Below are 23,241 nucleotides of genomic sequence, written 5' to 3' on the forward strand. Positions count from 1 at the left end.
ATGATAACCAGCGCAATCAATCACCTATCAACACTATTATTTGACTCGCCTATCAGAAAACGTGTTTCAGCACCGCGAAGTCATGGGTCGGTTCAACAAACTCATATTGTGCGCTAATGGTTTGTAGCACATCACTGCCACTATCGAGTGTTGTCTCTAGTACACCATACAAGGCGTTATTGGTATGACGCAGCGCCGCAACCGGTGACATACGATTGACTAAACAAGCCGAATAAACCGCGGTGAGCAAATCGTCCACTCCAACCGGCTCCTTAGCGAATTCAAGCCAAGGCCTTTGTACTGAGTAGAGGTTTTTCGGCGTGGCTAACATCATCGAAATACTTCCATCCGCCACACACGGCACCTTGCTCACGAGCACGATTTTGGGCCCCTTTGCCAATGCCTGCTGACAAGCATGAGCAGCATCTTGTTCATCTTTAATGACTGTGTCAGTAAATTGTTGCAGTGTTTCTGGTTGACAGATCAACACATCCGCTAGTGGCATCAGTTGCTCCACAATATAGCGATGTGCCTCTGGTTCGGTAGGATGCGCCTCACTTTCACCATTAAGCGACGGATGACAAACATACAAGGCGCCAACACTGTGAGACTTCACCAACTGAACCGCTTGATAAACCGCTTGATTGTGCGCCAATGAACTTTGATACCCAGAAATAATCGCATTGCAGTGGTTAAGTCGCTCATTTCGATCTAAAGCTTGCACTAGTTCAGAAACGATTTCCGCTGGACAACTGAAGCTCACCGGGTGCTCGGAGACATCTGAACACTGCAAGCTGTTAATTGCCCATGTTTCAACCCCCATACGCTGAACCGGGAAAATCGTAGAGCTATTGCCTGCGTGACCACAAACCAAATGGGGCTGGATGGAAATAACGCTTTTCATAATGTGAGTCACCTAATTAAGTTTCATTGTCGTCAGAGACAATGGTGAGCTTGTGCGAGTATGCGGCTAAGGGCGAAAATTAATACTGTTGATGGCTTAGAACCGTAACAAGGGAGCGACGCTCCCGTTACGGCGATGCTAAGCGCTATTGATAGGCCACGATGTCAGAGGCATCGATAACATAACCAATTTCGATATCCTGATTACCGTCCGATAGTGCAACGGATGCAGACACCCCTCCTGCCTTGATATCCCCTTCGACCCAAACAGGCGTGTAAAGGCTTTGCATCTGATAGCCTTCAGGGAAGTCAATCAAGATAGTTTGATTCGCCGGTGGCGGTGGTGTATGAACACAAGCGCCCGCCGTTGGCACCAAAATAAATTGCGTCCCGACTAAGCCTTCCATCTCTAGTGGTACCAAAAAGCCACCTAATTTCATGTCATTCACTTGCAAGTCAGGAATAATGGCATTGGCATAACGCTTACCACTCACCATTTCATCAAGTGCCTCTCTCACGTTCAACCCGCGTTTCTCTGCGAGTTCAATACGCTTGATGTAGCCATCGTGTTCCATTGAGCTAAGTTTGCGGCTTTGTTGAGCCACTTCATAGACATAAATCTCTGTAACCAATGCTTTGTCACTCGGAGATAAACTCTGCTGCTGTGTGTTTTGCGGGCGAAGAGAGTCCCATGACAAAGTGTCTGCTGCATTAGCCAAAGGCGCGATCAATGCGAACATTAGCAGTATGTTTTTCATTCGTTTGTTCCCCAAAGTAGATAGAGCATGTTGGTCATGCCAGATGGAAGCGATGACCGCAGCGCGTTGCGCCACGGTCCGTACGGCTTTGATTAAAGGTTTTCTAGGTTATCCATCAGTTTGTAGAAGAATCCGATTGAGCGACCATATTCATCAACAAGAATACGTTCGTTCACACCATGGAAACCTTCAAACTCTTTGACATTTTCTAGTTGCAAAGCGGTAATGGTGTACACATCCGGTGCAAAGTCACGCGCTTGGAAGTGCTTAGAGTCTGAGCCACCGATTACAAAGAATGGCGATACAATCAGATCATTACCCCAGGTTTGGCGAATGGTTTTCTCTAGCATTTTGTATCCTTCACCGTTTGGATCGGCCACATTGGTTGCTGGCGTTGATGCTGAGATATCTCGTACTGTGATGCGCTCATCGCCAATAGCTTTTTTCACGTGTTCAATAATCACTTCAGGTGTATCACCAGGCATAGGACGGAAGTTCACTACCGCTGTCGCCGCTGGTGGCAATACATTATCTTTGATACCGGCGTTAAACATGGTCACTGCGGTTGTGGTGTGCAACATGGCGCGCGTTACTTGGTTTTGCGACATTACATCAATGAATTTCTGCTCTAGATCGCTGATCGAATCGTTCTCACCATAAGCGACGGCTTTGTACATTGGTTGCTGGTCTTCAGGTAACTCTGGCCCCATAAAGCGGTACTGGTAGCGAACCGCATCATGAATCTTGTATGGGAACTGCGCCGCTTCCACTTTTTCTACCGCTTTGGCTAGCGCAACAATATTCGACTCACCAGCAGGCTGCGAAGAGTGGCCGCCAATACCATTGATTGCGATCTCCAAGCTCACGTAGCCTTTCTGAGCAATACCAATTAGGGCCGTATTGTCACGAATGCCCGGGAACACGCCTGGGATTAGTGGCGCTGATTCATCAATCACAAAGGCAATTTTGTCATAACGCTGCTCAATAATATCCGCTGCGTGTTTTGCCCCTTCCGGTCCGCCAACTTCTTCATCATGACCAAACACAAACAAAATGGTGCGCTCTGGTTGGAAGCCTTCTTTAATCTTCATTTCAGTGGCTTCTAAGATGGCGTGAATTTGGTTTTTGTCATCCAGAGAACCACGTCCCCAAATGTAGCCATCTTTTATCTCACCAGAAAACGGCTCGACTTCCCATTGATCGCGAGATTCCTCTGCAATTGGCACCACATCTTGGTGAGCCATAAATACCGCAGGTGGCAGTGATGGATCTTTGCCTTCCCAGGTGTAAATCAAGCTAAATGGGCGCGGGTCGCCAACTAACTCACGCTTAAGCGTTTTATGCACTAGAGGGTAAGATTGAACTAAGAAGTCGTGGTAATTGTTAAACGCCTCTTCATCAAAATCACTGCGGTCTTGATTTGAAATGGTTGGAAACTGAACCGCTTGAGATAGTCGTTGTGCCGCACCTTCTAGATCCACTTTCACTTCAACTTGCTCAACGCCTTGCATTTGCATTGAGCTAAAGTCTTGGTCTTCCACCGCCCAAGCAGACACACTTGCTGTAAGCGCAAGCGCAGAGGCGATACCTTTAAAAAGTTTGGTTTGCTTAGTCATTACTAATTTCCTTTATTCGCGAGAAATCATTTAAATCTGTGTCGTGTTGATGGGCTTAGTATTGACGTTTTTTTTGCCGCGAACCAATCTCATATGATGGACCAAACCCTACATATTAATTCTTCGCTGTAGTTGAAGATAAAAGCGAAACGACATTCGCCTGATGCGAATGTCGACAACCTAGTGGGAAGAATGGGCGTGGAGTTTGCGTTATAACAAGAGACTATGGCGTCAATAGTTAATTTTTGACGCTATCTTTATCCCACATTGCGCCGTCTCTTAGCATTGAATTGAGTGTCACAACCATCTTTCTCATGCAGGCAACTATCGCAACTTTTTTAGGTTTTCCTGCCGCAAGTAATCGTTCATAAGTAGCCTTAAATATAGGGTTGCATTGGATAGCCGACATCATTGCCATATACATGACGGTTCTAACTTGAGGTCGACCTCCTTTTATCATCCGTTTGCCTTTGAAGCGTCCGCTCTCTCTTGTTATAGGTGCGACGCCAATGAGAGAAGAGGCTTGCTTGTTCGTGATAAAACCGAGTTCGGGTACATTGCTAATTAGGGAGGCGGCTAGGATTTTTCCAACGCCAGGCATGCTTTGAAGGATGGTGCTCTTAGCTTGATACTCAGGACAGCTCTCAATCAGGTTTGCTATCTTTGTCTCTACTTTTTCAAGCTGATTTTTTAGAGCGGTTAGAATCGGAGTAATAGTCGATGAGATGTTCTTAGGTAATATTTGTAGTCGGTTTCTTTCCATGGTTTGCATGGTGAGTAGTTGGTTCCGCCTCGTAACTAAGTCACTCATAAGACGTATATTTTCGCTTTTTAGCTTGGTCAGTTCGGGCTGAACTCGTTCGGCATAATGTGCGATGAGTTCGGCATCTAAACGGTCGTTCTTAGCCCGTTGGCCAATGGCTTCAGCAAACCTTTTAATGCGTAGTGGATTGGCAACAACATAAGGCAATTTGGCTTTATCACAAGCGAGTATGAAGGGCATTTCTAATCGACCTGTAGCCTCGATGACGACGCGTTGAGGTTTGTGTTTCTTAATGATTTTAATGGCATCGCTGATGCCTTTATCGGTGTTTGATACGGTGAAGTAAATGTCGAGTGGACGGATATAGATGTCTAATTGAGACTTACCAGTATCAACGCCAACATTAATGTTTTGAAGTGTGTTTGTATTCATAATAAGCTAACTCWTGCTTGCAAATGCGGGYTCGAGACCCAGWMGACTATTCGAGTGTGGTGCTTGGAGTTCTATCAGGCGTTCGTACTTGTTATCGGTCTCTCAATAGAGGAGCCACTGTTCAATCGAACTACCAGATAGAAGAACTTTAGTTGCAGCTAAAGTCTGGGTCTCACCTTACCCGATTGGAGTGCTTATTATCCATACAAGCGGTTCAAGACGGTACTGACGGGTTGTCGTGCCGAGAGATCATCATTCAACTGGTAGTGAGAGGGATTCAAACGGAACGGGTTTACTGTACAAGTAGCCTTGGTGGATATGTACCCCTCGAGAGACAAGATAATCCGCCTGATTTTGCTCTTCGACCCCCTCAGCGATTATGTTTAAATCAAGACCTTTTGCCATAGAGATAATTGCATCCAGCACTGGTGCTGTTACGCTTTGCGACCCGATGCTATCGACAAAACACTTATCTATTTTGAGGTAATCAATTGGCGTAGTTTCCAGCATGGCGAGAGATGTTTGCCCTGTTCCGAAATCGTCAATCAGCACCTCTAAACCAGACTGACGCAAAGACGCAATGGCGGATTTAGCACTGCTATCCAGTAATTGGCGTTCGGTGATCTCTAACCCCAAGTGAATACCTCGCTCTCTCAGTAGCGCGGCTTGTTCAATCAGTAACCTCTGCTTGTCAAAAGAGACAAAATAACCAGGAGGAAAGTTAATCCCTAAATGAAAAGCTTGAGAAAAAGAATAAGAGGAGAAATCGCTGATGGCCCTCTCGACCACAATATCCGTCAGTTGGTCAATGAGATCAAACTCTTCTAGAACGGGAATAAACACATCTGGGTAGATCAAACCGCGCTCAGGGTGCATCCAACGCACTAATGCTTCAACACCTGATAGTTCTCTCGTATTGCAATCCATTTGCGGCTGGTAATGCAAGATAAACTCTTTGCGACGAATGGCTTGTTTCACTTCATTATGAAAGCCCTGATTGCGAATAAAGTGTCGACGAATAAAGAAAAAACCAATGTACACGGTCAAAGTCCCCGGGATCGCGACCAAAAAGTAAAACCAGGTTTTCTCTATGATAAATTCGTTGCTCGCGATAACTTGGATTTGATGCTGAGGAATGTCCGTTTCCGCGACATAAGCAAACCAACCAGAGGCACGTGGCGTATTGTGAGGGGCTGAATCTTCACCAATAAAAAGCGCCGTTGAACTGGTTCTGTAGTCAGTTCGATAACCTAAACTCGCACGCAAGTAATCTAAATCGATGAGGGATACGGCGTAGTATTCTTGCCCGTGAATAACTTTCCTATTAATTACCGCAACTGATATGTCCTTTTTAGACATGGGCATTGATGCTAGCTGAATCATCTGAGAGGTATGGCTAAGTGTTTCTATATTAACAATATCTCGGGTTCCTACCTCTCCCAATGACGAGCAAACAATTTGGTTATTAGAGACTATTTGCATCTCTAATATTTCTCTCTCATAACGAAGCACTTGTTGTAAAAAGCCGCACTTTTGCGGCGCAACTAAAGCCGATTTGTTCTCCATGGAGACATTCAACACGACCCGGCTATAACTTTCTGCATAACTATCGCCCAAAGCGCGTAACGTATCTCTAACGCTTAATGATGTGAGTATCGCGACAGTACACACAACCAGCACAATTGGGGCAAAGTAAACCAACCAAAGAGAGCGCTTAGACTGTCTGATATTCAGTGCCATTTTAGGTCCAATCATTGTTGAAGTGTTCAAAAATAGAATGACTATCTTCTAGGGAGTGCCACCACTTGCGCTCACTTTCTAGAACATACTCTCCTCGATAAAAGCCCCGACTTGAGTCGGGGCTAGTGCAATTTCTTTAAAATAACTCGTTACAGTTATATTACTTGTCTGCGAAGTATTTTGCGATTTCTCGGGCATAGGTTTCTTCTTGGTTCTTACCTGTGCTTGTGGAGAAAAACGCAACAACGAGATCTTTGTCCGGTGAAATGTAAATACCCTGACCGCCAACGCCGCCTTTGTATAAATCGCCATCTTCAAAGATAGTGTCAAACATGTAGCCGTTTTTAAGGCCGCTATCGTTATAGAATGAATTGGCCATCACTTTACCAACATAACCACCTTCGAATGCTTCTTGTTTGCCAGAAGCTTGGATTCGTTGAACGACTTTGTCAGAAACCGCACCCTGACCCAGTTTCGACCCTGATGGCGTCAATAGCATACCAAACTTAGCCATATCTTCGATGGTTGAGTTCATTGAGAAAAACATGAGTGGGTAACCGCCGATCGGTGAAACAACCGTGTATGCATCATTGTTTGCACCCATTTTCTGCCATAAGTCGCGGCTGATAATTTCGTTCATTGGCAGACCGCGAACATTCTCAATGATTCGAGCGAGAACAAACGTATTGATCGAGTTGTATTCGAATGTTTTACCCGCTTCTTGGCGGCGCGTCATTTCACTCAATACATCAAGCGGCTTTTGTGTTGAATCGCCGTCAAATACCCCGATAGAAACTAACCATTTAAAAAATGGCTGCTCTGGATTGGTACGTGAATCTGGATTGGGTTCGTCGTGTTCTGTTGCATTCAAACCTGTCGCCATGTTTGCTACGTCGATAACCTTCACCGTATCCCAAGCTGAACCTTTAAGCTCCGGTATGTATTTTGACACTGGATCTTGTTCGTTAACTTTACCTTCTTCGACTAGTTTCGCGAGTTCGATACCAGTGGTTATTTTCGAGTTTGAAAACCAGTTGTGTTTATCTGTTTTGCGCATGGTGTTATAGCGCTCGAAAACAATCTCACCATTTTTAACCACTAGGAAAGCATCAACTGGATAATTATCTAAATGTTGGTTAAGGGTAAGTTCTTTGCCTTGAACGGTGGCTTTGATATTGCCAATATTGTCATCGATAGAGTAAGAAAATTGATAAACTGCGCCATCACGTTCAATCTGAGCCGTGTTATAGAAGCGGCTAATGTTTTGCCAAGCAAAATGCGACTCTACAATAGGGAATTGAAGCTTAACGCGATTTCCTTTTTCAAGGAAAAAGTCGTGTGTCTCAGCAACGGCTTTGTTGGTAGTTGTCTCATTAACTATCACATTGGCCATAGCTGCGCCCGAAGTGATAGCGGCTGCAATTGATAAAGCGACTAGTTTTTTCATTTTGGTCTCTCTCTATGATTAAGTCTAATAAGGGTTACCTAAAGTGAACCTTAAAGATGAGTTCGTCTTTTTGGTGTTGATGAGCTCAGTATTGACGCTTTTTTCAACGCAAACCAATCGCATATGAAGGACCAAATCCTACATATTCGAATCATCAATTAATTGGACATTAATGCTTATTGGGCCGCTCTAATCATCTCTCTATTTATTGATTACACCGAAGTCACCAATCTCTTATAGGTTGATGGATACGACCCTACATATGCGAGTGTTGAATTACACCAAGCGCAGTTACTCTCTCGGCAAAGACGCTATACAGAGATCATTTATGCACGCTATCCCTCATGAGATCGCTTGGGGTGAAGTCTATTTCACGCCACTGCTATTAGTTGCTGCCCTTGCGTATGGGCTTACCCTGCTAACCACCAAAATGTCCGTCAAAACTGGGCTCTATCGATACATTTCTCACCCAACTCTGGCAGAGATATGTCTGTTTGTGATTTTTACTGGCGCGTTCAGCCAAGTTATTTCGATTGTTTAATAAGGGGAAGGAAATGGTTAAGCGCTATTTGGTGACTCTGCTCCTAGTACTGGGGGCTGGAGCCGTGATCGCCAACTTTTATTCGATATTCACGCAAAATCCGTGGACACGCGATGGTCGCGTCAGTGCCTATATCGTCTCGATTACACCTCGCGTCACTGGCCAAGTGACCGCCATTCATATCTCAGACAACAGCCGGGTCACGAAAGGCGATCTGCTGTTTGAAATCGATGACAGCATGTATCAAGCGGCATATCACAAAGCCATTGCATCTCAAGAACAAGCCCAAGCCGCCCTCGATAAAGCGCTCAATGAAGAAAAGCGTGCGCTCGCGCTACAAAGCCGGACACCGGGCTCTGTTGCGACGCTCACGCTCAATAACTTGAACAACGCGGTCGACTCAGCTAAGGCTAACTTAAACCTAACCAAAGCCATGGTTGAAGAGGCCAAATTCAACCTTGACTACACCAAAGTCTACGCATCAACCGATGGTTTCATTAGTAATTTTCATTTGCGGGTCGGCTCTCAGGTTGTCGCCAACAGTCCGGTTGTTGCGCTGATTGATGCCAATAGTTTCTGGGTAGAGGGCTATTTCAAAGAAACCGATCTAGAAGGTGTCGATCCCAATGATAAAGCGTTCGTGACCTTACTCATCGACCCAGACCAGCCTTTAGAAGCTGAAGTGACTAGCATTGGCTACGGCATTGCCAAGCAAGACGGTATAACAGGCAATGAACTACTGCCAAACGTGAACCCCAATTTTCAGTGGATTCGACTTGCTCAACGTATTCCTGTCAAAGTGACGTTAAAGCAGATGCCGAACAATGTGCAATTGCGCGTCGGAATGACGGCATCGATTAAAATAATCAAACAATAAGGCGTCAAGATGCTCAATCACACGACAAAAGAAGCGATCAAAGCAGCATTGGCGATCGTCAGTGCTCTCTGCCTTGCGATTTGGTTTGAATGGGATAAGCCTTACTGGGCAGGCATTACCGCGGCAGTGCTCGCGTTAAACGAAACGTTCGCCCACTCCTTGCAAAAAGGTCAGAACCGTTTGCTTGGCGCTCTGTTGGGTACCGGTTACGCACTGTTTTTGATTATCTGTTTCTCTCAAGACTATTTTCTGTTTATCGTGTTCTATACCTTGCTACTGGCCGCGAGTTTATTTATGGCGAGCGATGAAAGGAGCGGATATATTTTTGTGCAAGGTTATACCGTATGTACCATCATCTGTTGTATGGGAGGTTTTGACAGCTTAAATACCTTTGACTACATCATCCTAAGGTTACAAGAAACCTTACTGGGAATTGGTGTATTTACCTTCATATATCGCCTAATTTGGCCAGTGAGTACTGAGACGGTATTTGCACATCGCTATTGGCAGCTACATGCCGAGTTACAGCGAGCGCTCAATCACTATCACAATGGCAGGCTAACTAGCGAGAACATTGAGCATATTCAGCGCAATGTCAGTCAGCTTCATCACTTGCTTGAGCTGCCGAATCATGGCAGCTACGACTTGAAGTATTATCAGCACCAGTGGCTAGAAAGAGTGAGAGAAGTCGATGTGATTGTGCATCTTCTTGACAGCCTCAGCCATAAGCCCAGTGACTTGGCCAATTACCTCGCAGGCATTGAACACAACCTTGAATCGACGTGGAAAAGACCGCCGACTGAGTCCCTGCTACCTGCAGGCTTGCTTGAAATAGCTCAGCGTTATTCAAGCCACAAGCCTTCGTTAAGGAAACGGAGTCTGAGGCAACATATTAGTGATGATTGGAAAAAAGTGCTGCAAGGTACCAGTACGTTCCTTGCCTGTATACTGGCATGGGTCCACTTGCCCGTGCCCGGAGGCTTCGTGTTCCCTATGATTGCTGGCATCTTTGCCACCAATCTCCCTCCCTTACCTCGCAGTGCAATCAGAGATGCGTTTTTGGGCGCCATTGGTTTGGGTGGATTCTACTTGTTACAGTATTCGCTGATCATGCCAGCCTTCTCCGAGTTGTGGCAGTTACTCGCTTTTTACTTCATGAATATTATTGCTATTTGGAAAGTGTTCGATACGGTGCGGTTGGGAATCTTTCGCGTGCTTGGGGTTAACTTACTATTGGTGCTTTCTTCGAGCGCGTTAAACCTCACACCTTACTATAGTATCGAAATACCATTAATGATGCTGGTCTACGTGCTGATCATACTAAGTATCGCCAAGTTGTTTTCTGATTTGCTTTATCGCAGACAAGAAAGGAACTTATAAGTTGGCCTTTCCTAAATTTAAAGCCACGCAACGAAATGCTTCATTATTAAGAAGGCATCGCTTTACTGATAGTGTTTAACACTGCTCGCATCAATGCTGTAACCGAAGGTAATATCATCCTGACCGTCAGTCAGATACAGTTGAGACTGGCCTTTTCCCACTTCTATATGGCCTTCAACCCAAACGGGAGGATACAGCCCACTCGAGTCGAAGCCTTGCGGAAATTTGACCAGTACCATTTGATTTGGTGGTGGAGGTGGGACATGAATACAGGCGCCAACCGTAGGAACGAGGAAAAACTCCGTGGTTAACTCTCCTTTGAAGTCTAGAGGCAATAAATAGCCCGGTATCTTCACCTGCTTTTGATCCAGAGAATAATCCAGCATGCTGGCTATTTGTTTTCGCTTGGCCGATATTTCTGCTCGCTTTGACAACAGTTCATCAACAGGTACTCCCTGCTGCTGCAACGCATCCATTGTTTCTTGATATTGTTTTGTTGCTTGTGGAGACGGCGGAGTTTCAGATGTTTGCTGCTTACGAAACGCTGCGACAACTGAGAGATCATACAATTGGTCTGCGGTTAGCGTGGCATAAGGATCGTCAAACTCCGCTTTCATCGGAATAAGCTGCTCCCATGAAAGTTCGGTCGTCTGCGAAGACCCGTTTGCTATATTACTCACTAGCAAAGCGAATCCCACCAAGCTACTCATCCATGCTTTCACCTTTCTTCCTTCCCTCCGTTGACACCTCAAGTAAACCTGCCTTTGTTATCAACTCACCTGATGTAAGAGTTTATCAAGGTACTTCGTTCTAACGCCTACTATTACTTCAATGTAAACCAAACAAGCTCAGTCATTGGCTGAGCTTGTTTGGTTTTAGCATGTCAAAGCTGGTTCTTAAAAACACGTCCATCTTTCATTATAAGATCAAAATTCTGGCTGGCATCGGCGACTAAATCGATGTTTTCGAGAGGGTTACCGTTAACCAGAATAAGATCAGCATAGGCTCCTTCTTCTATCACACCCAACTTACCTTCTTTATAAGGTACTCTTGGCCCTGATAGTGCAAGCAATTGTGCATTGTCATACGTTACCATTTTCATGATTTCATAGGGTGTAAACCAACGCTGCATTTTCGCTACAAACTTACCTTGCTTACCCGCGGTCACAGGATCGAATAACATGTCCGTTCCCCAGGCCATATTCACGCCAAGTTTTTTCGCCATTCCAATCACTTTATCAGTGCCATCTGTTACTTCGATCCACTTTTGCGTACTAAACGGGTCGTTGAAAGTAAATGCGTCTTCGTCATTAATCAGTGGTTGAACAGACAGCCAAGCACCTTTCTTCTTCATTAATTTGAGGGTTTCTTCACTAAGCAGATTGCCATGCTCGATAGATTTAACCCCTGCTTTGAGCGCAGTTTGTGTGGCTTTGTCAGTAAAGATGTGTGCAGCTACGTACGTATTCCAAGTATCAGCAACTTCAACTATCGCTCGCATTTCATCGTAGGTGTACTCTTGCACGTCAAGCGGGTCAAAAACAGATGAAACACCGCCTCCTCCAGCGATTTTTATCTGTGTCGCGCCCATTCGTAGAACTTCTCGAGCACGCTTAGTCACTTCAGGCACTCCGTCAGCCACTAACAACAGTGCGTTTCGATTCCAGTACTCCAGTGAATCACCTGGGTTTGTTGGTACAGATTGTTTGGAACGATAATCAAAATGGCCCGATGTTTGACTCATTGGTGGACCTGAAGGAAAGATTCGTGGACCGATTATCTCACCAGCATCAATCATTTTCTTGGTAGAAAATGGATTACCACCAACATCACGAACCGTGGTAAATCCTCGCAGCAATGTCGCTTCAGCGCCTATTGCACCACGAATAGCGATTTCTAGGATATCCCCTGTGATAACAGTAGATTGCGATGCACAGCAGTAAGATGTATGCCAATGCGCATCGATCATGCCCGGGATCATTGTACGCCCTTTACCATCGATAACTTTTCCTCCCGCAACCGCGAGAGGCTCTTTTGAAACTTGGCTAATGAGCTTACCTGTCACGACGACATTCGCGTTTTCGATGAGTTTTTTACTCTTACCGTCAAATACATTGACATTAGTGAACAGTGTTACTTCGGCTTCGTCTTGTGCTAACAGTGCTGGGCTACCAACGGCTAGAGCTAATGCAGTTAAACATCCCAATATTTTCTTCATTCCATTTCTCCTGAACAATATCCCATACTTATGTTATAAGGCATTGAATTAAGAGAAATTTAAACTGAAACTTCATCACAACAACTCAGCCAATAACACATATTTTGATGCATTCACCGCATCAATCTAGCACAAGCATGTGTCAAGAAAGGCTACCTAGCTCACATACTCAACCCCACACCTATTTATGTCCACCTGACTCGCACTTTTGCGATCACTTCGCTAAGTTTGATGGGTTCAATCCATCATATGCGATTAACTCGCTTTTAAATTCCCTCATAAAATATCCACATACCCAATCAAAACAACTTGTGGAATCTACACTATGAACCATTTTAAAAAAGCACTCTTAACCACTCTTATCGGCACTACGCTAGTTTCAGGCGCTCACGCTGCAGACAATGCAAACAGCGAAGCACTTGACGCATCAGATATGACTCGCGCCTACTCAACTTTTTATGTCGGTGCAAGCAATAATGGCGACGTTAAAGCCTCTGGGTCTATCTCTTACCAATACGAAAATGGTATGGAGTCGATGTTCTCGCTAGAAGGAACAATGAACAAAGAAGGCGAGTACAGTGATAGTCGCTTCCAGTACTTCCATGTATTCAATACTGGTAACTCGGTCTCGCCACGTGTCGCTGTGTCGCTTGATGTTGTCGATAATGACACGGCAACCACGGCCGCACTCGGTGCCATTTCAATTTTCCGCACCCCAATTGACTCACTAACGTTTTTTGCCCGTGTTGGCGCTCTAACCGGGACTTACTCTGACCAGTCAATGAGTGCGTTTAACGTCACTGACGATAGCCTAGTTGGCGGAATGGGCGCGGCATACGCGGTATGGAAAACTGGCCAAGATGGCACGTTCTTAGCGTTATACCCAGAAGTGACTTACTTGAGCGGTGACATTGACTCAACCACAGTGAAAACCACCTTAATGGCGGCTACACCACTGAGCGCAGATAAAACCCGTTGGGGCCAAGTTAAGTTCGAAAACACCTCGGGCAGCATGGAGTCGAGTAGCAAGCACGTCGACATCAATGAAAACCGCGTCTGGTTTAACTACAAAGTGTACCTATAACACTCTCATCTAACCTGTCCTACTGTTCTACTGTCCACCAAGGCCTGCGTGAAAACGCAGGCTTTTTTCGTTTTTCGCCCTATCAGCAATGTTCAAGGCTCCGACGTTATTTCGGTAGGATCGGGTCCTCTAAACCCGATTATTAGCGCGCAGTGTTCGACGATAAAATTATTGCCAAGCCCACTTAATAAAGCATGGCCCATGAACACAAACACAGAACATGGCCGTTCTGTGAATAGCAAACCATCGAATTTTCATAGGGGTGAAAATCGATGGATTTGGAACTAAACCACTATGCGTAAACTAGCACACACACCAATTCTACTTACTGCACTTATCAGCTCCGTTGTCAGCTTTGGCGGCCTTAGCGCAGAACAAGCGCCACAATCGGCTGGCATACAAACCTACTCAGAAATTATGGCTCATGGTCAAGAGGTATTTGAACGCTATGGCATCAGCGACGATCTACCTCGCTTGGGTTTAAGCTCGCTCACTGCCGGAGAACACTTAGTTGAACATGTGGAGCGCACCATCACTATCGGCGACCAAGTGCGTACATCTCGAGTTTTCCTAGTCAAAGATACCGACGAAAAGGGCAACATTGATCTGCGCATTAAATACAACCCTAGTGAACTGGATGAGCAAGATGATGCCATCAGTGAAATTGAACGTAACACTCGCACAGAATACCGTTTGCGTGATTACGCCCAAAGCTATGACCCAAATAGCGTCACTGCGAAAGATCTGGCTGATGGCACCAGTATTGTCAGCTTCAATTACTCGAAATATGGTTTGCCGCAAGACATCGCATACTTTCGCTTTATGCGTGTTGAGATCTTAGTGAAGAACGGCGTACCTCAACAGATGACCATTACCAACGCAAAGCCATTCGAATATGAGGGTGTCCGTGTGGAGAGTTATCGTCAAGGCATCACTTTTTCAACACTCGAAAGCGGTAAGCTGATCCTAAGCAAGAAAGCGATCGACATCACCGGGACTCAGAAAAATAAACCGGTTCATGTTACTTCGATTGCAGAGCCTGTCGCACTCTACAGTGAAGAGCACGGCGTGGATATTATTCACCAGACACTGCTTAGCGAAGTATCCGACCCTCGCATTCGTGAAGTGAGTGTTAAACTGGATCGCATCTTTCCATTAATGGGCGACATAGTCCGAAGAAAAGGCATCGATTTACCACTGCCGTATGGGGTGTCGGTCGCCTATCGAAACCAAAACATGAACATCCCCTTTAACGACTTTGTCCTCGATGGTGTCAGGCTTAACGAGCTGTTTGATCCTGAAGACTCAATTGGTACGGTCAAAGCCGAGAGCCTAAACATTCGTGGTGATATCAACATTCTTCCTTTTTGGAATGTGTTTGGCTACATCGGCAAAATCAACGTCGATGCAAAAGTCGATGCCGAATACACTGGCGCGGCGGGAGAGTTCATCCGAGATAAGCTCAACCAACTACCAACGCTACCCGGACGACCAGGACTAGGGGATAAATTTTGTGATAGTGAAAGCTACGGTCTGTTATGTGACACCGGAAGGGTTGGGATTCCTCTGCACCTTGAATACGACTTGCGAGGTGTCGGTACCACACTGTCGGTAGGGTATCGCGAGTTTTTTGCCTCGGTCACCGGTACTGTTTCACAAACACGCCTTAAGGGGACCACTGAGTGGGGCGACCCTATTGCGACCATACAACCTATGGTTGGCTATCAGCTGGTGGATTATCGAGCACAACTCTTTGTTGGGGCGGAATACCAAGGTCTTGAACCACGAATGGACGGACACGTTAAAACTGGCGATATCGAGTTTGACTACGACATCGGAGTGGATTTAAACAAATGGGCGTATGTGGTCGGGTTTAACAAGCAATTTGGTCGAAACTACAACCTGACCTTTATGTACAACAAAGGCGAAACACGAGACGCGATGACATTAAATTTTGGCTATCGCTTCTAACCTCACGCTTTGTGCGCCTGGCTTAGCCCCTACTGAGCTGGGCGCATTCTCTTTCAAGTAAGAAGTATACTCTGTCAACTTAAGCTAGAAATTGGAGTTTTAATCTACAATGAGTTACAACATTGCATAGAGCCATGAGAAAATTTATTGCTGCTCAATTATTGGGTGGCAGGAAGAAACCAGTTTGCAAACGCATAATGGGGCAAAGGTAAGTTATCACGCAAGTTGCGTGACCCAGCCTGCGTGATGGATTTGTAACGCTAAATGGGGCATTTTTGATTTTGACTGATTTGTGCAACAGGCTGTTGCACAATTGGGAAACGGCTTTTTTCACTAACAAGCGAGTCTGATTTTAGCCACCAACAGGTTGTTGACCAAATTTTTCATCGGGAAGGTCTTGCTCATCATCGAACATCACAATGCTTCTACGATGCCCCTTTAGAGCAGATAATGCAACTTGAAAACAACTTTCACACATATCAAGGTGGTGGGTAATACCGTCCATTTTTGACCCAAATCCCCAGTTAGCAGTCAGTTCACCAACCTCTTCTAACTTTACGCCATTTGAATCGACGACCATCACGCTAGTACCACAGATATCACAACATCGATCAACAACGACCTCTATCGTTTTTTGTCCATAAACTTTCATTGTGAACTCCTGTCGCTGATAAGACTAATCAATACTTGGATATTAGCCAGTACCAAATAACAACTAAGTAGTAGCTGAAATTATAGCTGTCCTATAGGCAACTGAGCAATTAACAAAGTCGCTGAATTTTCATAGTTACTCAGCGAAGTATCCTTCTTATGTAGACACGTTAAACATATTAGTAAAAACTAAGTCATGAGGCAGAGCAAAAGGGAACTGGCTCAATTGACGCTGGTGCAGAATGGGGCAGAAGCAAGCTTGCCACATACGGTTCTTAGCTTTAAACTAACTTTGAGAGCCTCGGGTATCCCTGCTTTTTCTTGGAGTTACGATTTACTGTCTGGCCAGAAGTAATTGTATCGAATTGAACTTGGCTTAATTGCAAAGCAGACCACCGAGGACATACGATAAGTCTAGGTGTTTGCCCTCCCATATGCATTGGTGATTAAACACCCGACGCTGCACACAGAATGTATTGAATGACAAACCTTCTGTAGCTGTTTACAAAGCCATAGGCATTGCCTGTGGCTTTGTCGTATCTGGAACTAAAAAACTGGTTCAACAGGCTTACACACAAATTAATCTATTGATAGTTTCTTATGCTCTGAAAACGTTTTGGGGCGAAGGTGAATTTGCTGGACACTATCTGCAATCGAAACAAACGGGGCGTCCACATATGGTAAAAAGTGATATCCAACCACTAGTGTTGCCTGTCTTTGTATTTCCCAAAAGCTTGAGTTAGTAGGTAGGAGTAATAACCATAAATTTAACCTCATTTACGGTTGAATCTGAATTTCCCAGAAAACTGGTATGAATGACGGTAAGATTAACCGAAAATTTAATAAAATTTACGGTTGAATCAGGTGATTGGTTGTTAACGCTGGTATTTTTTCTTCAGCTTTTTTAGCTCTTCTGGATTGTTTTTCTCTAGCTCTTTTTCATATTCATCCATATGTTTTGAGAGCCAAACGTGAACATTTTCCGAATAGAGAGTAAAAGCACCAATAGCTAAACTCAATGCGAATATTATACTTAGAAACAACATCCTAGTCCTCTCATGTGTTGTGCCGACGCGCTAGTTCGTACTAGCTAACAACCCTATCAATTCATCAGTTGTAACTGTTTTTCATGAACCATTTTCGTTTATAACATATACAGCAATACGATACTTGGATTAGTTCTATTGTAGCAAAACCAGCTTGCCACTAATTGGAAAGAGTATGTAGGCAACTAGCAAGTCTCGACACATTTCCGTGTTAAAATAATCTAATTACGCCTATTGTGTAAGTGTAGTTAGATTCGGAGGTACTTTAATGTTCAGTGATGCTTATGAAATGCTTGGAGGTGAAAAACGCAAAGCTCATAGCGTAATCGATAGCCTAAAAATTATTCGTCAAGGGCTTCCTGTTGAAATGCTGGATAGAGGAATGTTAACTCTTGGTCTGACTAAGACAGATTACGCGAAAATTATTGGCGTTAATCTACGTACTCTCCAGCAAAAAATGAAAAAGCCGAACGCAACGCTAAGCCCAACTGCCAGTGAACATGCTCTTATGCTTGCAGATATGGTCAAAGAAGCAGATGAGTATTTTGGTGATCGTTATGCGACATTACGCTGGTTAAATAAACCCAGTTTGGTGTTTGAAAACGAAACACCACTTTCATTCTGTGACACAATAACCGGTATCATTTTGGTGACAGAAGAGATCAATAAGTTGAAGTACGGATATACGGCTTAAATGGAAACTTACCGATTGTCACAAAGCAACTTTTCCTGACATAGCAGGGAAAGTCAGTCTGTTTGGTTCTGCGACATAGGTTCTTAGACACACTATGATTGTGTACAAGCGTGTTAGTTCCAGCCCATATAGCGTATCTCTGCCTTACAAAGTAGGCTTCATCCGGAAAGAGATGGCCAATGGATCAACATATCAACCTGATCTTTTGAGAGAAAAACATCTCAAGAAAAATCACCATACTTGATACGATTTAATGCATCTAAAACGCGTTTTAAATCGCCTTTAAGCACAACTTCTAGCGGAGTTAGACCAGATAGCGCTGGAACTGCGGAAGTTAACCATTCTGCTCTCAAACCAGAGTCCTCAAACACATCCTCCATTTGCTCTTTTAAAGTAGGGTGTTGTGAAAGAATGTACTCTATAGACTTCGACTGGGTATCATCCTCAAGTTCAACTTTGCGTAAAGTCCATGAGCCATCGTTATTGTCGAGCCATTCGATTTGATCGCCTTCTTCCCATTGCAATTCTTCTTGCAGTATTTCTGGAATGTTGAAGAAAGCTTCACCATCACAGGTCTTCTCAATTTTAACTTTCATTGCTGCTTAGAACCTTATTCTATTCACATGGTGATTTTATGACACGCTTACTCTAGTTTAGCAAAAACAGATTGCCACTAATTGGAATTAACATGCAACTAGTAAATCAACCATAAGTAACTTAAATTGCACTTATAGATTATTTCTTATACAACCACTACAAAAGTGAGTTATAGTGAACTTATATAGAAAGACGAACCCAATAGTGACAAAAGTACATTAAAAGGCACTTATGAAAAAAGGTAAGATGGTAAAGGCACAACCTATGCCTGATTTGAATACCGAGTTCAGTATGGAAACACTGGGGAGCGCCATTCGCTCAAAACGCACCGATAGAGGCTGGCGTATTGATGATCTCGCTTCAAAAGCCAACTTATCTCGTAGGACAGTCATGAAAGTAGAAAAAGGCGATACCAGTGTCACCTTTGCCAATGTACTCGTCCTCATGGACATCTTAGGGCTATCGTTACGCCTTATCGATTTAAACCTATTTGTTCGTCCACATAGCCAAATAACCTCCCAAGCTGAAAACAGCGTGAGAGGCAATGAGGACGGTTGGTATGAGTAAGTTACAACAGTTAGACGTGTTTATCGGTACGAATACCAAAATTGGTCGTTTGACTCTCCCCGTCGGAACAGAAACAGAGTTCTCATTCATCTATGAAGAAGAATGGAAACACTCTGGTTTCCCGATTTCGCCCCACATCCTTTTCGATGATCAGGCTTCGCCACGTAGTATCGAGAACTATCTCAGAAATCTCCTTCCTGAAGGAGAAGCCTTTGAGGAGATGATACAAAACACCACTATCTCCAAAAGCAACACATTCGGGCTGATTCGTAAGCTTGGTGCGGAAACATCTGGCGCATTATCTTTTCGAGTTCCAGAATCAGAACCTCAAGAAACTAGTTTTAGACTTGTACCTGATGATGAGCTCATAGAGCGACTAGAGCGAAATCTAGCGCCATTAGTGTATTGGGACGGTAAGGTTCGCCTTTCGGTTGCCGGTGTGCAAAACAAGTTAAACTTACTTAAGCGCGGTGATGAATGGGGATTTGGTGAAGGAAAATTAAGTTCGAACTACATTCTGAAGTTTGAAAGCGGTAAAGCACCGTGTATTGCTGTGAATGAGTTCTTTTGCATGACATTAGCTAAGCTAGCAGGTTTGGACGTCGCTAATGTTGAGTTAACCCGTATTGGGAAGACTAGGACACTGATCATAGAGCGGTTCGATCGTGCCTATATCGAGGCTCGTGATGTCGTTCAACGAAAACATGTGATTGATGGCTGTCAGGCGACTGACTTACCTCCAGGTTACAAATACGAGCGTCAGAATGGGGATGAAGGCGATGGTGTATATATGCGTGATGGCGTTTCTTTCCCACGCCTACTGAGCGTCAAAACCATAGACACGGTAATCACCAACCTAAAGCTTATCCGATGGATGCTCTTTAATTTAGCAACACTAAACTACGATGCTCATGGTAAAAATATTAGCTTCTTCGTCACCCCTAAAGGCCTTGAACTGACCCCTTTTTATGATTTAGTCAACATAGAAGCTATCGCTCAAGAGGGAGCAAAACGCAACTCACAATGCGGTAAATTATCTGCTGATGAGGGGCGTGCCGCCAGTATCCCTCAATATTTTGCAATGTCGATTGGAGATTGGGAAAGCGAAGACTTTCAAAATCCGCCGAAAGGTAACTTCAAACACCCTATTACCAGCTATGATTTAGCTGAATTCGGTGCTCTGCTAGGCTATTCAGGCACCAAAATGGCTTCCATAATGGTAGAAACCGTTGGTGCCATAAAGAATGCCCTGAAGGAAACGGTTGGACTTACCGAAGCTCAAGGAATCGATGACGGTGAGCGTGAACATATAGAACTATGTGTTTCACTAATCCAAACAGAGTGTGAATACTTGTTAGCGCAAGCCGACAGCGTGCCAGAAATGAGTGAGCTTCTTTAATAGCAAATGCAGGAGCGATCGTTAGCATTTATAAACCATTTTTGGACAGAAGAGCGTTAGAGTTTAAGTTATAACGCGCAGAATAAGTATCTTGGAATTTTAGTCGTTTGTTATGCGTATTTTCCGATGATCTCAAAAAGTTCATCGACTGTACGTGCCGTGTAATCAGGTTTACATCCCCAAGACTCTGGTACTGAGCGGCTGTACGCTGCAGCCACTGCAATTACACGTGATTCTCCGCCAATTGCCGTTTGTAGGTTACGCGCAAACTTTACGTCTGCTTCATGGTCCCCGATATACATTAAACGCTGACTGTTGGTATGACCAAAAATCGATTCAATACACTTGAGACCGCCAAGTGCGTCAGGCTTTTGATTTCTATTGGAAACATCGTTGTACCCTACTATTGACTTGAAAGGTGCAGATATCGAATTGTTCTCTAGTAAGCGGCGAATATTGTTTTGCGAGTTCTGCGAGCAAATACCGTGAGGAAGATAAGAAAACTTAGTGACTACATCTTTGATGCCATCAAACAACATTACTTCCGTTGTATTCTTTTCTTGATGTTCCGCCCACATACCTCCAGCAATCAACATTTCCTCATGTGTTAACCCATAATAGTCAACGTAAAGTTCTTGCCAGTTTTTAGCACTATGGTTGGCTTCATGATACGACTCTTCGTCGCGTAAATACTTAGGTAAAAACTCGCCAGTTAAATGTGGTGCAACAACGGCTAAGATAGCTTTTGTTATATCAATATTCTTAGGGACTGAGTTTACAAGAGTTCCATCATAGTCCCACAACACAGCATCTAACTTCATTTTTACCTCTACACCGATACACCAAGTCTGAACGTGCAATTTACTCCAATTTGGCGAATATGCCTAACGCTTATTAGTCGACAAATCGTCGTCTTTTTCTTTTACATAATGGATTTTTAATCGTATTGGTTCAATTAGCAATCAATAAGTTAGAGCACATTAAGTATTGCTATACCGCAAAATGTCAGCGAACAACAGGAAAGCTAAACTTTCAATTCAATCGGATAGATTTGACTAGGGATAATTCAAGTCTATGAGATGTAAATGAGTAGAAGGGCTAACAAGAAAAGGGGCAAAGGTGTGTTTGCCGTGATCGACGCTGGCACACGTATGGACAGAAACGTGCCAGTGATTTTGCTAAGTAGCAATCCATGGATTACTTCAGGTATTGCAAACTTCTAATTGAGCAGCCAACTTCACTCAGCTAAAAAGCTTTTTTATCGCCCTAACAAATAGTTAGAAGAAAACCTTTAAGTTAAGTAAAATGGAAAATATAAAACTATTTGCTTAGCTATTTGTTAGTTCTCTATATGCAGTTGTGATAAGAAGGATGTTCCATGAGAATCAAGATGTACCCCGCAGAGAACGGGGATGCTTTTCTAATAAGTTCAGACAAGACAAACATCCTTATAGATGCTGGATATGCCAGAACTTTCAACTCATACATACGACAAGACCTAGAAGAAATCGCAAGTAGCGGTGCATGTTTAAATTTAGCTATCGTTACCCACATTGATGCAGATCATATTGGAGGCATCATTCGCTTTCTTCTATTAAACAGCCATTCAGAAACAAACAATATTGTTTCTGTTGAAGGTATCTGGCACAACAGCCTACGAAGTCTGACTTCATTGAATGAAACTGAATTATCACCTCAAGATTGTGAGGTCATAAATGCAATTAATAGACGAGGTCACCCCAAAGAGCTTAATGCAACCTCAACTTACGACGAAATCAGCGCACGTCAAGGCTCAACATTAGCATCTTTGATTCATGCTGGAGGGTATGTTTGGAATGACGGCGATGGAAGCGAAAGCGTTTGTATTAATAATGTGCAACACAAGCGATTTCAGGATGGTTTTGTAAAGGTGCTAACACCATCAAAAGAACGATTAGATGGTCTAGTTAAGTCATGGAAGCGAGATTTAAGACGCTATGGCTTCGTTGGTTCTATAGGTTCGGACCTTGCTATTGACGATGCTTTCGAGCTTAATTTTGAGCACAGCAGTGAAGGGCAAGCTAGAGGCAATAAACTCATATCTGCAGGACGTAGGAAAAATCTTGAAGACGTATACAAACCAGACAACTCACCGACTAACGGAAGCTCTATTGCTACTGTTATCGAACTCGATGGTCTTCGAGTATTAATGCTTGCGGACGCGTGGGCTGAGGAGGTTTTGAAAGAACTTCTTAAAATGAAGTCACAAGGTGAGTCCATGATGTTTGATGCAATTAAAATATCTCACCATGGAAGCAACTATAATACTAGCCCAGAACTACTTTACACTATAGATGCTCCAATGTATTTCATTTCCTCGAATGGAAGCAAACATAATCACCCTGATATTGAGCTTCTTCGAGCAATAGTCGATAGAGATGCGAGTTTTACGAGGACTCTCTATTTTAACTACTCGACTCCAGAATCGAGAGAGATTAAAAATTTCCAAACAACTACAGGCGCTACTTTCATTGTTGAAGAAGAAGCTACTAACTGGATAGAAATCACCAAGGAATAA

23 protein-coding genes are annotated in these 23,241 nt (G+C 43.9%); 11 read left to right on the plus strand and 12 right to left on the minus strand.

The genetic code is table 11. The features are described 5' to 3' along the window. Positions 1-52: 52 nt before the first annotated feature. From pdxY to L1D60_RS19080, 6 genes are all read right to left on the minus strand, one after another. The gene (pdxY, locus tag L1D60_RS19055; protein WP_239842474.1) at positions 53-904 is read right to left on the minus strand and encodes a pyridoxal kinase; all 852 of its coding nucleotides are present in this window, start codon (positions 902-904) and stop codon (positions 53-55) included. A gap of 145 nt (positions 905-1,049) precedes the next feature. Next, positions 1,050-1,661 (minus strand): DUF3299 domain-containing protein, encoded by a 612-nt coding sequence (locus L1D60_RS19060; RefSeq protein ID WP_239842475.1) that lies wholly within the window; start codon positions 1,659-1,661, stop codon positions 1,050-1,052. A gap of 92 nt (positions 1,662-1,753) precedes the next feature. Beyond that, on the minus strand, positions 1,754-3,277 hold the full coding sequence (locus L1D60_RS19065) for a M20 family peptidase (protein ID WP_239842476.1): 1,524 nt from the start codon (positions 3,275-3,277) through the stop codon (positions 1,754-1,756). Positions 3,278-3,515: 238 nt separating this feature from the next. Further along, on the minus strand, positions 3,516-4,472 hold the full coding sequence (locus L1D60_RS19070) for an IS110 family transposase (RefSeq protein ID WP_239842477.1): 957 nt from the start codon (positions 4,470-4,472) through the stop codon (positions 3,516-3,518). 252 nt (positions 4,473-4,724) lie between these two features. Further along, positions 4,725-6,212 (minus strand): EAL domain-containing protein, encoded by a 1,488-nt coding sequence (locus L1D60_RS19075; protein WP_239842478.1) that lies wholly within the window; start codon positions 6,210-6,212, stop codon positions 4,725-4,727. A gap of 160 nt (positions 6,213-6,372) precedes the next feature. Continuing rightward, the gene (locus tag L1D60_RS19080) at positions 6,373-7,659 is read right to left on the minus strand and encodes a serine hydrolase domain-containing protein (RefSeq protein WP_239842479.1); all 1,287 of its coding nucleotides are present in this window, start codon (positions 7,657-7,659) and stop codon (positions 6,373-6,375) included. A gap of 328 nt (positions 7,660-7,987) precedes the next feature. On the opposite strand from L1D60_RS19080, the gene L1D60_RS19085 reads away from it, so the two are divergent. The 3 genes from L1D60_RS19085 to L1D60_RS19095 are packed head-to-tail and all read left to right on the plus strand — an operon-like array spanning position 7,988 to position 10,457. Beyond that, positions 7,988-8,200 (plus strand): DUF1656 domain-containing protein, encoded by a 213-nt coding sequence (locus tag L1D60_RS19085; protein WP_153446677.1) that lies wholly within the window; start codon positions 7,988-7,990, stop codon positions 8,198-8,200. A 13-nt stretch (positions 8,201-8,213) separates the two neighbouring features. Continuing rightward, complete coding sequence (locus L1D60_RS19090) at positions 8,214-9,077, plus strand: HlyD family secretion protein (RefSeq protein WP_239842480.1); 864 nt, start codon at positions 8,214-8,216, stop codon at positions 9,075-9,077. Between the two features lie 9 nt (positions 9,078-9,086). Further along, positions 9,087-10,457 carry an FUSC family protein gene (locus L1D60_RS19095; protein WP_239842481.1) on the plus strand — a complete coding sequence of 457 codons (1,371 nt, stop codon included), beginning with the start codon at positions 9,087-9,089 and terminating at the stop codon, positions 10,455-10,457. A 62-nt stretch (positions 10,458-10,519) separates the two neighbouring features. Here the strand turns inward: L1D60_RS19095 and L1D60_RS19100 are convergent, their stop codons facing one another. Beyond that, entirely contained in the window at positions 10,520-11,179 is a 660-nt protein-coding gene (locus tag L1D60_RS19100; RefSeq protein ID WP_239842482.1) for a DUF3299 domain-containing protein, read from the minus strand. Between the two features lie 161 nt (positions 11,180-11,340). Next, entirely contained in the window at positions 11,341-12,675 is a 1,335-nt protein-coding gene (locus L1D60_RS19105; RefSeq protein WP_239842483.1) for an amidohydrolase family protein, read from the minus strand. Between the two features lie 325 nt (positions 12,676-13,000). Between L1D60_RS19105 and L1D60_RS19110 the strand changes: the two genes are divergently transcribed. Further along, a complete protein-coding gene (locus L1D60_RS19110; RefSeq protein WP_239842484.1) occupies positions 13,001-13,759 on the plus strand; it encodes a hypothetical protein in 759 nt (252 codons plus the stop codon). A gap of 417 nt (positions 13,760-14,176) precedes the next feature. Beyond that, the gene (locus L1D60_RS19115; RefSeq protein ID WP_239842567.1) at positions 14,177-15,730 is read left to right on the plus strand and encodes a hypothetical protein; all 1,554 of its coding nucleotides are present in this window, start codon (positions 14,177-14,179) and stop codon (positions 15,728-15,730) included. A gap of 352 nt (positions 15,731-16,082) precedes the next feature. On the opposite strand, the gene L1D60_RS19120 is transcribed toward L1D60_RS19115, so the two are convergent. Next, positions 16,083-16,382: a hypothetical protein gene (locus tag L1D60_RS19120; protein ID WP_236112067.1), complete on the minus strand. Its 300-nt coding sequence runs from the start codon at positions 16,380-16,382 to the stop codon at positions 16,083-16,085. A 475-nt stretch (positions 16,383-16,857) separates the two neighbouring features. Here L1D60_RS19120 and L1D60_RS19125 point away from each other — a divergent pair, with 475 nt between their 5' ends. Further along, the gene (locus L1D60_RS19125) at positions 16,858-17,124 is read left to right on the plus strand and encodes a hypothetical protein (protein WP_239842485.1); all 267 of its coding nucleotides are present in this window, start codon (positions 16,858-16,860) and stop codon (positions 17,122-17,124) included. A 132-nt stretch (positions 17,125-17,256) separates the two neighbouring features. Here the strand turns inward: L1D60_RS19125 and L1D60_RS19130 are convergent, their stop codons facing one another. Continuing rightward, positions 17,257-17,427 (minus strand): hypothetical protein, encoded by a 171-nt coding sequence (locus L1D60_RS19130; RefSeq protein ID WP_165387364.1) that lies wholly within the window; start codon positions 17,425-17,427, stop codon positions 17,257-17,259. A 268-nt stretch (positions 17,428-17,695) separates the two neighbouring features. Between L1D60_RS19130 and L1D60_RS19135 the strand changes: the two genes are divergently transcribed. After that, complete coding sequence (locus tag L1D60_RS19135) at positions 17,696-18,121, plus strand: antitoxin Xre/MbcA/ParS toxin-binding domain-containing protein (RefSeq protein ID WP_239842486.1); 426 nt, start codon at positions 17,696-17,698, stop codon at positions 18,119-18,121. A 221-nt stretch (positions 18,122-18,342) separates the two neighbouring features. Here the strand turns inward: L1D60_RS19135 and L1D60_RS19140 are convergent, their stop codons facing one another. Continuing rightward, positions 18,343-18,717 carry an MbcA/ParS/Xre antitoxin family protein gene (locus tag L1D60_RS19140; RefSeq protein ID WP_239842487.1) on the minus strand — a complete coding sequence of 125 codons (375 nt, stop codon included), beginning with the start codon at positions 18,715-18,717 and terminating at the stop codon, positions 18,343-18,345. A 232-nt stretch (positions 18,718-18,949) separates the two neighbouring features. Here L1D60_RS19140 and L1D60_RS19145 point away from each other — a divergent pair, with 232 nt between their 5' ends. Next, entirely contained in the window at positions 18,950-19,285 is a 336-nt protein-coding gene (locus tag L1D60_RS19145; protein WP_045414322.1) for a helix-turn-helix domain-containing protein, read from the plus strand. Next, the gene (locus L1D60_RS19150) at positions 19,278-20,684 is read left to right on the plus strand and encodes a HipA domain-containing protein (protein ID WP_239842488.1); all 1,407 of its coding nucleotides are present in this window, start codon (positions 19,278-19,280) and stop codon (positions 20,682-20,684) included. Before L1D60_RS19145 ends, L1D60_RS19150 begins: the two co-directional genes overlap by 8 nt. A 110-nt stretch (positions 20,685-20,794) precedes the next feature. Here L1D60_RS19150 and L1D60_RS19155 read toward each other — a convergent pair whose 3' ends face one another. After that, the gene (locus L1D60_RS19155) at positions 20,795-21,505 is read right to left on the minus strand and encodes an HAD hydrolase-like protein (protein ID WP_239842489.1); all 711 of its coding nucleotides are present in this window, start codon (positions 21,503-21,505) and stop codon (positions 20,795-20,797) included. 264 nt (positions 21,506-21,769) lie between these two features. Between L1D60_RS19155 and L1D60_RS19160 the strand changes: the two genes are divergently transcribed. Together L1D60_RS19160 and avs1a are read left to right on the plus strand one after the other, a co-directional pair. Beyond that, entirely contained in the window at positions 21,770-21,907 is a 138-nt protein-coding gene (locus L1D60_RS19160; RefSeq protein WP_239842490.1) for a hypothetical protein, read from the plus strand. Between the two features lie 155 nt (positions 21,908-22,062). Continuing rightward, positions 22,063-23,241, plus strand: a complete 1,179-nt coding sequence (gene avs1a, locus L1D60_RS19165) for an AVAST type 1 anti-phage system MBL fold metallo-hydrolase Avs1a (protein ID WP_239842491.1) — start codon at positions 22,063-22,065, stop codon at positions 23,239-23,241.

Origin of the sequence: Vibrio sp. Isolate30, from assembly GCF_022397975.1 — a bacterium.
GTDB classification, from domain to species: Bacteria; Pseudomonadota; Gammaproteobacteria; order Enterobacterales; family Vibrionaceae; genus Vibrio; species Vibrio fortis.